General features: G+C 72.3%; 11 protein-coding genes. 4 read left to right on the top strand and 7 right to left on the bottom strand.

What is annotated here, in order from left to right; all coding sequences use genetic code 11:
* The first annotated feature begins 22 nt into the window (after positions 1-22).
* From ACFZDC_RS16015 to ACFZDC_RS16000, 4 genes are all read left to right on the top strand, one after another.
* Entirely contained in the window at positions 23-955 is a 933-nt protein-coding gene (locus ACFZDC_RS16015) for a serine hydrolase (protein ID WP_391324166.1), read from the top strand.
* A gap of 161 nt (positions 956-1,116) precedes the next feature.
* A complete protein-coding gene (locus ACFZDC_RS16010; protein ID WP_391324164.1) occupies positions 1,117-4,845 on the top strand; it encodes an ABC transporter transmembrane domain-containing protein in 3,729 nt (1,242 codons plus the stop codon).
* A 124-nt stretch (positions 4,846-4,969) separates the two neighbouring features.
* On the top strand, positions 4,970-5,362 hold the full coding sequence (locus tag ACFZDC_RS16005; protein ID WP_391324163.1) for a hypothetical protein: 393 nt from the start codon (positions 4,970-4,972) through the stop codon (positions 5,360-5,362).
* Between the two features lie 104 nt (positions 5,363-5,466).
* The gene (locus ACFZDC_RS16000; protein ID WP_391324161.1) at positions 5,467-6,891 is read left to right on the top strand and encodes a S28 family serine protease; all 1,425 of its coding nucleotides are present in this window, start codon (positions 5,467-5,469) and stop codon (positions 6,889-6,891) included.
* Positions 6,892-7,007: 116 nt separating this feature from the next.
* Here ACFZDC_RS16000 and ACFZDC_RS15995 read toward each other — a convergent pair whose 3' ends face one another.
* The 7 genes from ACFZDC_RS15995 to ACFZDC_RS15965 all read right to left on the bottom strand — a co-directional run bounded on the left by ACFZDC_RS15995 (position 7,008) and on the right by ACFZDC_RS15965 (position 13,649).
* Positions 7,008-7,637 (bottom strand): hypothetical protein, encoded by a 630-nt coding sequence (locus ACFZDC_RS15995; protein ID WP_391324545.1) that lies wholly within the window; start codon positions 7,635-7,637, stop codon positions 7,008-7,010.
* Between the two features lie 112 nt (positions 7,638-7,749).
* On the bottom strand, positions 7,750-9,585 hold the full coding sequence (locus ACFZDC_RS15990) for a glycoside hydrolase family 3 N-terminal domain-containing protein (protein ID WP_391324159.1): 1,836 nt from the start codon (positions 9,583-9,585) through the stop codon (positions 7,750-7,752).
* Between the two features lie 280 nt (positions 9,586-9,865).
* Positions 9,866-10,186: a hypothetical protein gene (locus ACFZDC_RS15985; RefSeq protein WP_391324157.1), complete on the bottom strand. Its 321-nt coding sequence runs from the start codon at positions 10,184-10,186 to the stop codon at positions 9,866-9,868.
* Positions 10,187-10,235: 49 nt separating this feature from the next.
* Positions 10,236-11,498: an MFS transporter gene (locus ACFZDC_RS15980; RefSeq protein ID WP_391324156.1), complete on the bottom strand. Its 1,263-nt coding sequence runs from the start codon at positions 11,496-11,498 to the stop codon at positions 10,236-10,238.
* A 115-nt stretch (positions 11,499-11,613) separates the two neighbouring features.
* Entirely contained in the window at positions 11,614-12,414 is an 801-nt protein-coding gene (locus tag ACFZDC_RS15975; protein WP_391324154.1) for a TIM barrel protein, read from the bottom strand.
* 17 nt (positions 12,415-12,431) lie between these two features.
* Positions 12,432-13,364, bottom strand: coding sequence for a GNAT family N-acetyltransferase (locus tag ACFZDC_RS15970; RefSeq protein WP_391324152.1), 933 nt, complete (start codon positions 13,362-13,364; stop codon positions 12,432-12,434).
* A gap of 48 nt (positions 13,365-13,412) precedes the next feature.
* The gene (locus ACFZDC_RS15965) at positions 13,413-13,649 is read right to left on the bottom strand and encodes a hypothetical protein (RefSeq protein WP_391324150.1); all 237 of its coding nucleotides are present in this window, start codon (positions 13,647-13,649) and stop codon (positions 13,413-13,415) included.
* Positions 13,650-13,775 lie beyond the last annotated feature (126 nt).

Raw genomic sequence — 13,775 nt, 5'->3', positions numbered from 1 at the left:
CGACGTTCAAGGGGAACTTTTCATGACTTACCGGATATCCGGTCGGGCGCTCGCGGCCGCCGTCGGCGGTGCGCTGCTGGTCCCGGCGGTCAGTGCCGCCACCCCGGCCGCCGCGGCCACGCCGGCCGTGAGCTGCACGTCCGCCAAGGCGGACCTGGCCACCAAACTGCAGAAGGACATCACGGCGGCGCTCGCGAACCGCAGGAGCACCGTCGCGGTGGGCGTCTACGACCGCACCACCAAGACCACCTGCACGCTGCGGGCCACCTCGGCGTACGACTCGGCCAGCACGGTGAAGGTCACCGTCCTCGCCACGCTGCTGTGGGACGCCAAGAAGCACAACCGCTACCTGACCGACCGCGAGTCCTCGCTCGCCAAGTCCATGATCACCAAGTCGGACAACGCCGCGACCAGTACGCTCTGGAAGCAGCTCGGCATGACGAAGATCAAGGGCTTCCTGGCCGCCGCCGGAATGACGAAGACCGTCCCGGGCGCGAACGGCTACTGGGGCCTGACCCAGATCAACGTCACCGACGAGCAGAAGCTGCTCAAGCTGATCACCGCCACGAACACGGTCCTCAGCGACAACTCCCGCGCCTACATCCTCAAGCTGATGAGCCAGGTCATCTCCTCGCAGCGTTGGGGCACGCCGGCCGGCGCGCCGTCCACGGTCACCGTGCACGTCAAGAACGGCTGGCTGCAGCGCTCCTCGCACGGCTGGCGGGTGCACAGCCTCGGCACCTTCAGCGGCGGCGGCCACGACTACATGATGTCGGTGCTGACCTGGGACAACAGCACCATGGACTACGGCGTCACCACCATCCAGAACGTGGCGAAGGTCATCCACAAGGACCTCGTCCCGGCGACCACCGCCGCCACCTCGCTGCGCTACACGCCGACCTCCACGCCGAGCGAGGCCTTCCCGGCGGTGCCGCGGGCGGCTGACACCGGGTGACCGCCGCCGGACGGGCCGACACCGGACGGCGGTCACTCCCGTCACCCCCGACCTGCGGGTACCTGTCCGAAACCGGCCTCCGGATTGTTGCGGAGGGATGAAATCCGCTTCCCGCGGTGTTGGTGTCTTCCGGTAGAGCAGGTCGAACGGAAGGCACCGGCGTGGCGACGCAAAGGGGATGGGCACGACGGCTGGCGGGCTACGCCTGGCGGTATCCGAAGGACGTCGTCCTGGCCCTCGGCTCCTCCCTCGCCGGCATGGCGGTCCTGGCCGTCGTCCCGCTGATCACCAAGGTGATCATCGACGACGTGATCGGCGACCACCGCCGCTCCATGGCCCCCTGGGCGGGTGCCCTGATAGGCGCGGCGCTCCTGGTCTACGGCGCCACCTACGTCCGCCGCTACTACGGCGGCCGGCTCGCCCTCGACGTCCAGCACGACCTGCGGACCGAGATGTACGGCACGATCACCCGCCTCGACGGCCGCCGCCAGGACGAGCTGTCCACCGGGCAGGTCGTCGGCCGGGCCACCAGCGACCTCCAGCTGATCCAGGGCCTGCTCTTCATGCTCCCGATGACCATCGGGAACGTCCTGCTCTTCCTGATCTCCCTGGTGATCATGGCGTGGCTGTCGCTGCCCCTGACCCTGGTCGCCCTGGCCGTGGCCCCTGCCCTGGGCTGGATCGCCAAGCACAGCCGCAGCAAGCTCCACCCCGCCACCTGGTACGCCCAGGCCCAGGCCGCGGCCGTGGCCGGCGTGGTGGACGGCGCGGTCAGCGGCGTACGCGTGGTGAAGGGGTTCGGGCAGGAGGAGCAGGAGACCGGGAAGCTGCGGGAGGTCGGCCGCCGGCTGTTCGCGGGGCGGCTGCGCACGATCCGGCTGAACAGCAAGTACACCCCGGCCCTGCAGGCGGTCCCCGCCCTCGGCCAGGTCGCCATGCTGGCGCTCGGCGGCTGGCTGGCCGTGGGCGGCCACATCACGCTCGGCACCTTCGTCGCCTTCTCCACCTATCTCGCCCAGCTGGTCGGCCCGGTCCGCATGCTCGCCGTCGTCCTCACCGTCGGCCAGCAGGCCCGCGCCGGCACCGAGCGCGTCCTGGAGCTGATCGACACCGAGCCGACCCTGAGGGACGGCACCAAGACCCTCCCGGCCGGCGCACCCGCCACCGTCGAGTTCGACGACGTGTCCTTCGGGTACGACCACGACCGCAAGGTTCTGGACGGGCTCAGCTTCGAGATCCGCCCGGGCGAGACCCTCGCCGTCGTCGGCTCCTCCGGCTCCGGCAAGTCCACCGTCTCCCTGCTCCTCCCGCGCTTCTACGACGTCACCCACGGCGCCGTCCTGATCGGCGGCCACGACGTGCGCGAGCTGACCCTGGACTCCCTGCGGGCCGCGATCGGCCTGGTCCCCGAGGATTCGTTCCTCTTCTCGGACACCGTCCGCAACAACATCGCCTACGGGCGCCCGGACGCCACCCAGGAGGAGATCGAGGCCGCCGCCCTCGCCGCCCAGGCGGACCGTTTCATCGCGGAACTGCCCCAGGGCTACGACACCAAGGTCGGCGAGCACGGCCTGACCCTCTCCGGCGGCCAGCGCCAGCGCATCGCGCTCGCCCGGGCCCTGCTCACCGACCCGCGCCTGCTGGTCCTCGACGACGCGACCTCGGCGGTGGACGCCCGCGTGGAGCACGAGATCCACGAGGCGCTGAAGCACGTCATGCAGGGCCGCACGACCCTGCTCATCGCGCACCGCCGCTCCACCCTCAACCTCGCCGACCGCATCGCCGTACTGGACCGCGGCCGACTGGCCGACCTGGGCACGCACGACGAGCTCCAGGAGCGCTCCGCCCTGTACCGCCGCCTGCTGACCGACCCGGACGAACTGGGCGGGGTCTCCCCGGGCCATGGCCTGCCGGCCGAGCCGCAGGAGGACACCTCCGTCCGCGAGGAGCTGGACGCCGAGTTCGACGCCGAGCGCGGGGTGACCCCCAGGCTGTGGACCGGCGACCGCGAGCCCAAGGACCAGGCGATGTCCGGCACCCCGGCCACCCCCGAACTGCTCGCCCAGGTCGAGGCGCTGCCCCCGGCCACCGACACCCCGGACGTCGACGAGGCCCGCGCGGTCCGCGCCGAGGAGTCGTACGGCCTGCGCCGTCTCCTCCACGGCTTCGGGCTGCCCCTGCTGGTCAGCCTGCTGCTGGTCGCCGTGGACGCGGGCGCGGGTCTGCTGCTGCCGGTGCTGATCCGGCACGGCATCGACCAGGGCGTCTCCAGGATGGCCCTGGGTGCCGTGTGGGCGGCGTCGCTGCTGGGCCTGCTCACCGTGCTCGTGCAGTGGGGCGCGCAGATCGGCGAGACCCGGATGACCGGCCGCACCGGCGAACGGGTCCTGTACGCGCTGCGGCTGAAGATCTTCGCCCAGCTGCAGCGGCTCGGCCTCGACTACTACGAGCGCGAGCTGACCGGCCGGATCATGACGCGGATGACGACGGACGTCGACGCGCTCTCCACCTTCCTGCAGACCGGACTGGTCACGGCGTTCGTCTCGGTCGTCACGTTCTTCGGCATCATGGTCGTCCTGCTGGTCATCGACGTCCAGCTCGCCCTGGTCGTCTTCGCCACCCTGCCCCCGCTGATCATCGCCACCTTCTTCTTCCGCCGGGCGAGCGTGAGGGCGTACGAACTCGCCCGTGAGCGGGTGTCGGCGGTGAACGCCGACCTGCAGGAGTCGGTGGCCGGGCTCAGGATCGTGCAGGCATTCCGGCGCGAGCGGGACGGCGGGCGGCGGTTCGCCGAGCGCAGCGACAGCTACCGGCGCGCCCGCATCCGCGGCCAGTGGCTGATATCCGTGTACTTCCCCTTCGTGCAACTGCTGTCGTCGGTGGCGGCGGCGGCCGTACTGATCGCGGGCGCGGGCCGGATAGAGGCCGCCACCCTGACGACGGGCGCCCTGGTCGCGTACCTCCTCTACATCGACCTGTTCTTCGCCCCGGTCCAGCAGCTCTCGCAGGTCTTCGACGGCTACCAGCAGGCCACGGTCTCGCTGGGCCGCATCCAGGAACTGCTGCGCGAACCGACCTCGACCAGGTCGGCCGACGAACCCCTCGAAGTCCTTTCCCTGCGCGGCGACATCGCCTTCGAGGACGTGCACTTCGCGTACGGCGGCGCCGAGGGGGCCGACGCGGCGCTGACCGGCATCGACCTGACGATCCCGGCCGGGCAGACGGTGGCCTTCGTCGGCGAGACGGGCGCCGGCAAGTCGACCCTGGTCAAGCTGGTGGCCCGGTTCTACGACCCCACCTCCGGACGGGTCACGGTCGACGGCGCGGAGCTGCGCACGCTGGACCTGACGTCCTACCGCCACCGCCTCGGCGTCGTCCCGCAGGAGGCGTACCTCTTCCAGGGCACCGTCCGTGACGCCATCGCCTACGGCCGCCCCGAGGCCACCGACGCCGAGGTCGAGGCGGCGGCGCGGGCGGTCGGCGCGCACGAGATGATCGCCACCCTCGACGGCGGTTACCTCCACGAGGTCGCCGAGCGCGGCCGCAACCTCTCGGCCGGCCAGCGCCAGCTGATCGCGCTCGCCCGCGCCGAACTCGTCGACCCGGACATCCTCCTGCTCGACGAGGCCACGGCCGCCCTGGACCTGGCCACGGAGGCCCAGGTCAACCAGGCCACCGACCGTCTGGCGGGCCGCCGTACCACGCTGGTGGTCGCCCACCGGCTGACCACGGCCGCCCGCGCGGACCGGGTGGTGGTCATGGACCACGGCCGGGTGGCGGAGGACGGCACGCACGAGGAACTCCTGGCCCGCGGCGGTCGGTACGCCGAGCTGTGGCGCACCTTCGTCGGCCAGTCGGAACCGGAGGAGCCGGTGGGCGTGTCCCGCTGAGCGCGCTGTCCTGGGGTGGCCGAAACATGCTCCTGACGGTCGTGCAACCATCCGACAGATGTCGCGCGTCCGTACATCAGTACGGTCATCGGTGGCGTGTGACGGCGGTACGGGGAGGACGACAGTGGACAGTGGTGCGATACGCAGGCGCCTGGCGCTCGGCGCGGCCGTGCTGGCCGCCTCCGGCGCGCTCGCTCTCGCGGTACCCGGCACCGCCACGGCGGCGACCGACGGCGCCTGCGCCGGGCGCGAGGTGCGGACCCTTCCCTTCGGCGCCGGCGTCGTGCACGTCTACAAGCGCAACGGCTACGTCTGCGCCGTCACCGTCGCCAGGAAACCCGGCGTCAAGCGCGTGATGTCGGTCAGCGTCCAGGCCCGCGGCAACCGGCCGGTCGTGGACAGGGGCAGGTACAAGCACCACGCCGGCCCGGTGACCGTCCACGCCGGCCAGCGCTGTGTGTGGGTGAAGGGCTCGGTGAACAACGACTCGGTCAGCTCCGGCTGGATCCTGTGCTGACCGCGTAATCCGCACAACCGCGCATATCGCGCAACACCCTCTGGTGTCACGGCAGTTGCTCCGCTAGCTTCCGGCGGACATCTGTCTCACAGGGGAGAGTGCGCATGCGCAAGGCGCTCAGATGGCTGCTGGCGCTCACGGTGCTCATAGGCACGCTGAGCACAGCGGGGGCGGCCACCGCCGCACAGTCCGGGCCCACCGACATCAAGGACCGGCTCCTGGCGATACCCGGCATGAGCCTGGTCCAGGAGAAGCCGTACCCCGGCTACCGGTACTTCGTCCTGACCTACACCCAGCCGATCGACCACCGGCACCCGGACCGCGGGACCTTCCAGCAGCGCATCACGGTGCTGCACAAGGACGTGAGCCGCCCGACGGTCTTCTACACCAGCGGCTACAACGTCTCCACGACCCCGTCCCGCCGCGAGCCCACCCAGATCGTGGACGGCAACCAGGTCTCCCTGGAGTACCGCTTCTTCACACCCTCCCGCCCCGACCCGGCCGACTGGTCCAAGCTGGACATCTGGCAGGCGGCGAGCGACCAGCACCGCCTCTACGAGGCCCTGAAGCCGGTCTACTCCGCCAACTGGCTGGCGACCGGCGGCTCCAAGGGCGGCATGACGGCCACCTACTACGAGCGCTTCTACCCGCACGACATGGACGGCGTGGTGGCCTACGTCGCCCCCAACGACGTCGTGAACGACGAGGACTCGGCCTACGACCGCTTCTTCACCCGCGTCGGCACCAAGGAGTGCCGCGACCGCCTGAACGCCGTGCAGCGGGAGGCGCTGGTGCGCCGTGAGCCGCTGGAGAGGAAGTATGCCCAGTACGCCGCCGACAACGGCTACACCTTCGACACCATCGGCGGCCTGGACAAGGCCTACGAGGCGGTCGTCCTCGACTATGTCTGGGGCTTTTGGCAGTACAGCCTGCTGAAGGACTGCGATTCCGTCCCGGCGGACGCGGCGACGGCGACGGACGAGGCGATCTGGGACTCGGTCGACACCCTCTCGGGGTTCTCCGCCTACACTGACCAGGGCCTTTCGCAGTACACGCCGTACTACTACCAGGCGGGCACCCAGCTGGGCGCGCCCACCATCCACTTCCCGTACATCGAGCGCAAGTTGATCCGCTACGGCTACCAGCCGCCGCGCAACTTCGTGCCCCGCTCCATCCCGATGCGCTTCCGGCCGGGAGCGATGCGGGACGTCGACACATGGGTCCGCCACCACGCCACCCACATGCTCTTCGTGTACGGCCAGAACGACCCCTGGGGCTCGGAACGCTTCCGCCTCGGCGCGGGCGCCCGCGACTCGTACGTCTTCACGGCGCCCGGCCTGAACCACGGTGCGAACGTGGCGGCCCTGGTCGCCGACGAGAAGGCGCTGGCGACCGCGCGGATCCTGCAGTGGGCGGGCGTCGCGTCCGCCGCGGTCCAGCAGAACCCGTCCGCGGCCAAGCCGTTGGCCCGCCCTGACGCGAGGCTGGACGCGCGGGACGTGGAGAGGGAACCGGGGCTGCGTCCCTGACGCCGCTCCGGTAACCGCCGACGGCGGGGTCCCCCTTCCGGACTCCGCCGTCGTGGCTGTCAGTGGGCCGGGCGGACCGGGGCCGGCCGACGGGAGCGGGCCCTACGCAGGAGGTGTCACATCGGGCGGGCGCAGCCCACCGGTCGCTTCCCGCCCAGTTGGACGTAGAGGACCGTCGGCGCGGGGCAGGCGGACCGGACGGTGACCGCTGTCGTGATCTTGTAGCGCGGTTTCCGGCGGCCCGAACCGTCGCAGGCCGTCTCCCGTACCTGGCCGTCGCCCGAGTCGTACACGCAGTCGCCGGGGATCGTGCGGGGGCCGCCTCCGCCGCCCGGGTCGCCGGGGTGCGGGGGTTCGAGGTTGCGCATGCAGGCGTAGCCCCGGGGGATCGCGCCGTCGCCGTCCTCGTCGCCCTCCGGCCGCTGTTCGCTGATGTGCAGGACGAAGTCGGTGGTCGGCGGGCACGGCGGGCCGTCGGTGACCGTGCCGTCGTAGCGGGCGACGACCCGGGCGGCCGCCCGCTCGCCCGCGCAGGGCACCTCGGTGAAGCTGGTGGTCCCGAAGGAGCTGCACTCGCCGACCGCGAGGAACTGGGCGCCGTAGCCGGAGATCGGCCGGGCGTTGCCCACCGGGGCGTCCGCCGGGCCCTGGCAGCCGGTGAGCAGGGCGGCCAGGGTGGCCAGGGCGAGGGCAGGGGTGGCCGGCAGCAGCCGGTACGCCGTGCCCACGGCACCTTTCCCGCGCATCGCATTCCCCCAGACACCCCCGTCCAGCGTGACCCCCGGCGGCAGGGCCACGCCAGACATGCGGGAGGTTTTCCGCCCTTTGAGGACGTTGTGTCCGGTGTGTGACGTACGTCTAGTACGTCAGCCCGTGACCGAGGGGGTACAGCACCTGTGCCGGATCGTCCGCCCGCTGCACCGGCACCGGGAGCCTTCCGCGCGGGGCCACCCGGCCCGCGATCACCCGTGCGGCGGCGCGCAGTTCGACGTCGGTCCACGAATAGGACGCCAGGCAGGCCTTCACCGAGGTGAGCTGGGCCACGTCGTAGGGGTTCCTGATGGCGATCACCACCACCGGTCTGCCGGTGGCGAGCAGCCGCTCGACCAGGGTGCGCTGGGCGCTGCCCGCCGTCACGTTGTACGTCCCGACGACCACCGCGTCCGCGTCCTGCGCCGCCGCCACCGCCTTCGCGACGGCCGCCGCCGAGGGTGCGGTGCCGGTGGGCAGGGCCGTGGCCGTGAAACCCAGTTCGGTGAGGGCGGTGGCCAGGACGCCGGTGGGCGGGCCGGTGGTGCCGGACGGGGAGGCGGGGTCGGCCCCGACGACCAGGATCCTGGGCGCGGTGCTGCTGTCGAGCGGGAGGACGCCACCCTCGTTGACCAGCAGGGTCGTGGTCCGCTCGGCGATACGGTCGGCGACGGCCAGGTGGGCCCCGGTGCCGACCGTCCGGTCGACGCCGGAGTGGGTGACGTGGGTCCGGTCGAGGAGCCCGAGCCGCGCCTTGAGCCGCAGGATCCGCAGGATGGATTGGTCCAGGCGGGCCTCGGTCAGCTCGCCGTCCTGGACGGCCTTGAGGACCGCGCGCCACGCCACGTCGATCGACGGCGGGTTGAGCAGCTGGTCGACACCCGCCTTCAGGGCCAGCACCGGCACCCGGTCGTCGCCGTACTTGGTGCGCACGCCCTCCATGCCGAGCGAGTCCGTGACCACGACCCCGTCGTAGCCGAGTTCGCCGCGCAGGATGCCGGTGAGGATCGGACGGGAAAGCGTCGCCGGGTCGCCGGAGTCGTCCAGGGCCGGGAACTGGATGTGGGCGGTCATGATCGAGTCGATGCCCGCCTCGATGGCGGCCCGGAAGGGCACCGCGTCCAGCCGCTCCCACAGGTCCCGGCTGTGGGTGATGACGGGGAAGCCGGTGTGGCTGTCGACGGCGGTGTCGCCGTGCCCCGGGAAGTGCTTGGCGGTCGCCGCGACCCGGGACGCCTGATAGCCTTTCACCTCGGCAGCCACCAGGGCCGCGACCGCGGCCGGGTCGGCACCGAAGGACCGTACGCCGATCACCGGGTTGGCCGGATTGACGTTCACGTCGGCGTCGGGCGAGTAGTCCTGGTTGATGCCCATCGCGCGCAGTTCGGCGCCGGAGATGCGGCCCAGGGCGCGGGCGTCGGACCGGGAGCCGCCCGCACCGATCGCCATGGCGCCCGGGAACAGCGTGGCCGGCCTGCCCACTCTGCACACTATGCCGTGCTCCTGGTCGGTGGCGATGAGCACCGGCAGGCCGCGGGGCTGCTCCAGGGAGGCCTTCTGGATGCCGTTGGACAGGTCCGCGATCTGGTGGGGATCGCGGGTGTTGTGCGCCCAGGTGAAGTAGATGATCCCGCCGACCCGGTACTTCGCGATCAGCTCGGCGGCCGTGCGGACCCCGATCTCCTTGAGGTTGGCGTCGATGTCGGCCTGGTCGGGGTCGGTGGCGGAGTGGCCGTAGACCCGCATCACGAAGAGCTGGCCGACCTTCTCCTCCAGGGTCATCCGGGAGATCAGGGCGTGGAGTCCGCGGGTGTCGGGAGTGGCGGCCTGGGCGGCCGCGGCCGGTACGGTCAGCGCGGCGGTCAGACCCGCGGTGGCGGCGAGGACGGTCCGTCTGGACGGCCGTGCGGTGTTTCCCGTGCTTCCCGTGCTGCTGTCGTGCACGTGCGCTCCTTCCAGAGGAGAACCGCTGAAGGAAACTTCCGAGGAGTCACCAATATCCGGGAAGTTTCTTTCCGTCAAGACAATGCACAGTAAGCCAGGATGGGGCCGCCACCGGCGCAAGGGAGGGGGGCGCGCCGATGGCGGTGGGCTGTCGGCCGTGATGCGGCGGAGAGGGTGCGTCGGCGTTCGCGGCCAGAGGCGAGGGCCGACACCGCACCACGGGACTCGTCCGGCAGCCTGAGCGTTGGACGGCCTTCGGCGCCATCGGGTTCCCGGGAACTCAGCGCAGCCCGTGCCGGTCCGCCCAGGCGGAGACGGCCGCGGCGATCTCGGCCGGGCGGTCCTCCGTGGCGTGGTGGCCGGCCGGGCCGCAGTGGACCGTCTCCAGGCCCGCCAGGTGGGTGGCGCACCAGTCGGCCGTCTCCGGGCCGATCAGCAGGGTCGGCGAGCCCTCGAAGGTCAGCAGCAGCTTGGGTACTTCGGGGCTGCCTCCCCGCCTGCCGGCCGTCCTCGACTGGTGCCTGCCGGTTCGACGCCGCTCAGAGCGTGTCCGGCTCGGTGAACCCGTCCCGGGGCGCGGTCCGTCCGGCGCGGTGAACACGCCCCGGCACACGCCCCGGCCGGCGCGGCAGCACCGTCCGCAAGCCCGGTCACGGCGTCGTCGGTGTCCCGGCGGTCCCGTCCGGCAGCCCCGTGGCCCCGTCCCGCAGTTCGGGTGTCGTCGCCGCGACCGCCGCCACCGCCAGGACGCACATCAGACCGCCCGTGATCAGCGATGTCGCACCCGACGTCCAGCCGGCGACCAGGCCGCCCCGCACGTTGCCGAGGCTGGGGCCCGCCTGGCCGACGATCTGCTCGGCCGCCGTGACCCGGCCGAGCAGCGCGTCCGGGGTGCGGGTCTGCACGATCGTGGAGCGGGAGACGACCGAGGTGGCGTCCGCCGCCCCCGCGACGGTGAGCAGGGCGAGGCCGATCCAGGGGTCGGTCGACAGGCCGAAGCCGACCAGGGCCGCGCCCCAGGTGGCGGAGGTGCACAGCATCACCGTGCCCGGCCGGCCCAGCCGGGTCAGCGAGCCGGACAGGGCCGTCGCGGCGATCCCGCCCACGGCCAGGGCCGACAGGAACAGGCCGAGGGTCCGCGGGTCGTCGCCGAAGCGCTCGGCGTTGACCAGCGGGAAGAGGCTGGCCGGGAAGGACAGCACGGTGGCGGCCAGGTCGGTGATCAGCGCGCCCCGCACCCCCCGGTGGCCGGCCAGGAACCGCAGTCCGTCCAGCACCCCGTGCACACCTGCTCGCGACGGCTCGCCCTTCGGACGCAGCGCGGGCAGCCCGAAGGCGCCGTAGAAGGCGACACAGAAGCTGAGGGCGTCCAGCAGGTAGCAGGTGCCGACGCCCAGCCAGCCCAGCAGCACACCGGCCAGTGCGGGGCCGAGGAGCATCATCGACTGGCCGGTGATCTGGTTCAGGGCAAGACCGGCGGCCACCTGGTCCTTGGGCAGCAGACGCGGTACGAACACCCCGGCCGCCGGGGCGGCGAGCGCGCCGAACGCCGACTGCACGGCGACCAGCGCCAGTACGGCCGCCACCGGGACATGCCCGCTGAAGCCCTGCACGGCCAGCAGCAGCGAGCAGACGGCTTGGCCCACGGTGGCCGCCAGGTAGATCCGGCGCCGGTCCGCACGATCCACCCAGGCACCCGCGAACAGCCCGAACGCCACCAGCGGCAGCGCCTGCGCAAGACCGACCGCGCCGGTCCACGCCGTGCTGCGGGTCATGTCCCACACCTGGTACATGACCGTCACCATGGTCATGAACCCGCCAAGCACGGACACGGTCCGCCCGATCAGCAGCCGCCGGAAGACGGGTGAGGTGCGCAGCGGCCGCACGTCGATGAGCGAGCGGGTGAGGCTCATGAAAGGGAACGGGAGCAGGGGAGGGCGCGCGGAGCGGGCTGCTGGATCACCGGGGGAGGCTAGCCCGCTCGCCTCGGCTCCGGCCAGCGAATTACCCGGTACGTGCCGGCTACGCCTAGGCGGCCTCGCCGAGCAGTCGTACGAGGTGGTCGCGGCCCTCGCCCAGCAGCTCCGGGAGCGGGGCGGCCGACTCGTGCCAGCGCTTCTCGTACTCCCAGCACAGCCAGCCGTCCCAGCCGTGCCGGCAGAGGACGTCCACGCACTCGGTCAGGGGCAGGACACCCGCCCCGAGCGGGAGCGGAGTGGTGTCCTCGGCCGAGGTGATGTCCTTGACCTGGACGTAGCCGAGGTGCGGGGCGAGGGCGGCATAGCTGTCCGAGGGCTGCTCGCCGCCCAGCCAGGTGTGCATCACGTCCCACAGCGCCCCCACCTGCCGGTGGCCGACCGGGCCGAGGACGCGGATCACGTCGGCGCCGGTGCGGTGCGAGTCGTGGGTCTCCAGCAGGATCCGGACACCGAGCGCGGCGGCGTCCTCGGCGGCGGTGCCCAGTCGCCGGGCGGCGACGGCGTCGGACTCCTCGCGGGGGCGGTCCGGGTCGGCGCCGGGCAACACCCGGACGAAGGGAGCACCCAGGTCGTGCGCCAACTGGAGGAGTCCGCGGATCTCGTCGACGACGGGCGCGTCGTCCCCGGGCGCGGCGACACGCGCGTACCCGGCCAGACCCAGCACCTCGACCCCGGCCGCCTTGAACAGCGCGGCCGTCTCGGCGCGCTCGGCGGCGGTGAGGCCCGGGTGCACCGGCTCCTCCGGATGGGCGCGCAGTTCGACGCCGTGGTAGCCGTGCGCGGTCGCGAGCGCCAGGACCTCAGGCACGGGCAGGCCGGGGACACCGAGAGTGGAGAACGCCAGCTTCATGTCCCGGACCCTACTCGTCACATGCCCGATCCGTGCAGATCCAACCGCCAGTCCTGGCCGACCAGATCCCTGCCGAAGGAACGGTGCGGCTTCTCGGCCACGAGCCCGAAGCCGTGCCGCTGGTAGAGGTGGCGGGCGCTACTGAGCACGTCGTTGGTCCAGAGCACCAGGTCGCGGTAGCCGACGCCGCGCGCGAAGTCGATGACGGCCCGCACCAGCCGGTCGCCGGTGCCGCGGCCGCGCGCCTCGGGCTCGACGAGGAGCAGCCGCAGCCGGGCGGTGGCCGGGACGTCGTCCCGCACGCACATCACGCAGCCCACCGGCCGGCCGTCCAGCTCGGCGATCCACACCCGCTCCAGATGCGGGTCGTGGTCCTCGGCGAAGTCGGCGACGATCCTCGCCACCAGGCCCTCGTAGTCCGCGTTCCAGCCGTACTCGGCCGCGTAGAGGGCGGCGTTGCGCTGCACGATCCAGCCGAGGTCGCCCAGGCGCGGCTCGCGCAGGACGACCTCCCCGGACCCTTGCGCCCGCGCGTCCCCGAGGATGCCCCGGATGGTCGACATCGCCTCCGCCAGCCGCGGCCGGTCCTGCGGGGCCACGGTGTCCAGCAGCGCCCCGACCGTCTCGCGCGCCCGGTCGTCCAGCAGCCCGGCGGCCTCGCGCCCGCGCGCGGTGAGGGTGACGCTCCTGCGGCGCGGATCCGTCTCGGACGGCCCGCGCTCGATCAGCCCCGCGTCCTCGAACCTGTTCAGGATGCGGCTCAGGTACCCCGCGTCCAGGGCGAGTTGTGCGCGCAGGTCGGCCGCGTCCAGCTGCCGGGCGTGCGCGAGCTCGTACAGGACGCGGGACTCGGTGAGGGTGTACGGCGCGTACAGGTGGCGGCCGTAGTCGAGGGCGCCGATGACGCCGGTGTAGAAGCGGTTGAAGGCACGGACGTCCTGGACGGTCATGCTCGCTCCCGGATGCTTGACTCAGTCAGAGATACCGTGATGCCGAGGCTATGCCCGCACGGCGACGGCGTCGACCCCCGCGGCGCGCAGCCTGGGTGCGAGCAGCTCCGTCTCCGGAAGGGTCCCGCCGTACTCTCCGGCCGCCACCTGCTCCCAGAGGGCCCGGACCTCCGTCGGTCCGGCGCCGAGTCGCTCCCGGAGCACCCGCATGACGGTCAGTCGCTGTGCCGGGCCGCCCAGCCGCAGGACGGTCCGGCCGTGCTCGGCGAGCATCCGCTCGCGCATCTTTGGCCGGCATCTCCCTGCCGCACGCGGCCGTTCCATGCCCGCAGGCCCGGCAGGCCGTTTCGGTGTCCCACCGCAGTGAGCCGTCGTCCAGCGGCACCTGTACGCCGTGCCGCCGGGCGCCGG

Source organism: Streptomyces sp. NPDC007905 (assembly GCF_042959345.1).
Classification (GTDB): Bacteria; Actinomycetota; Actinomycetes; order Streptomycetales; family Streptomycetaceae; genus Streptomyces.
This window is presented reverse-complemented; position numbering and strand designations above follow the sequence as displayed.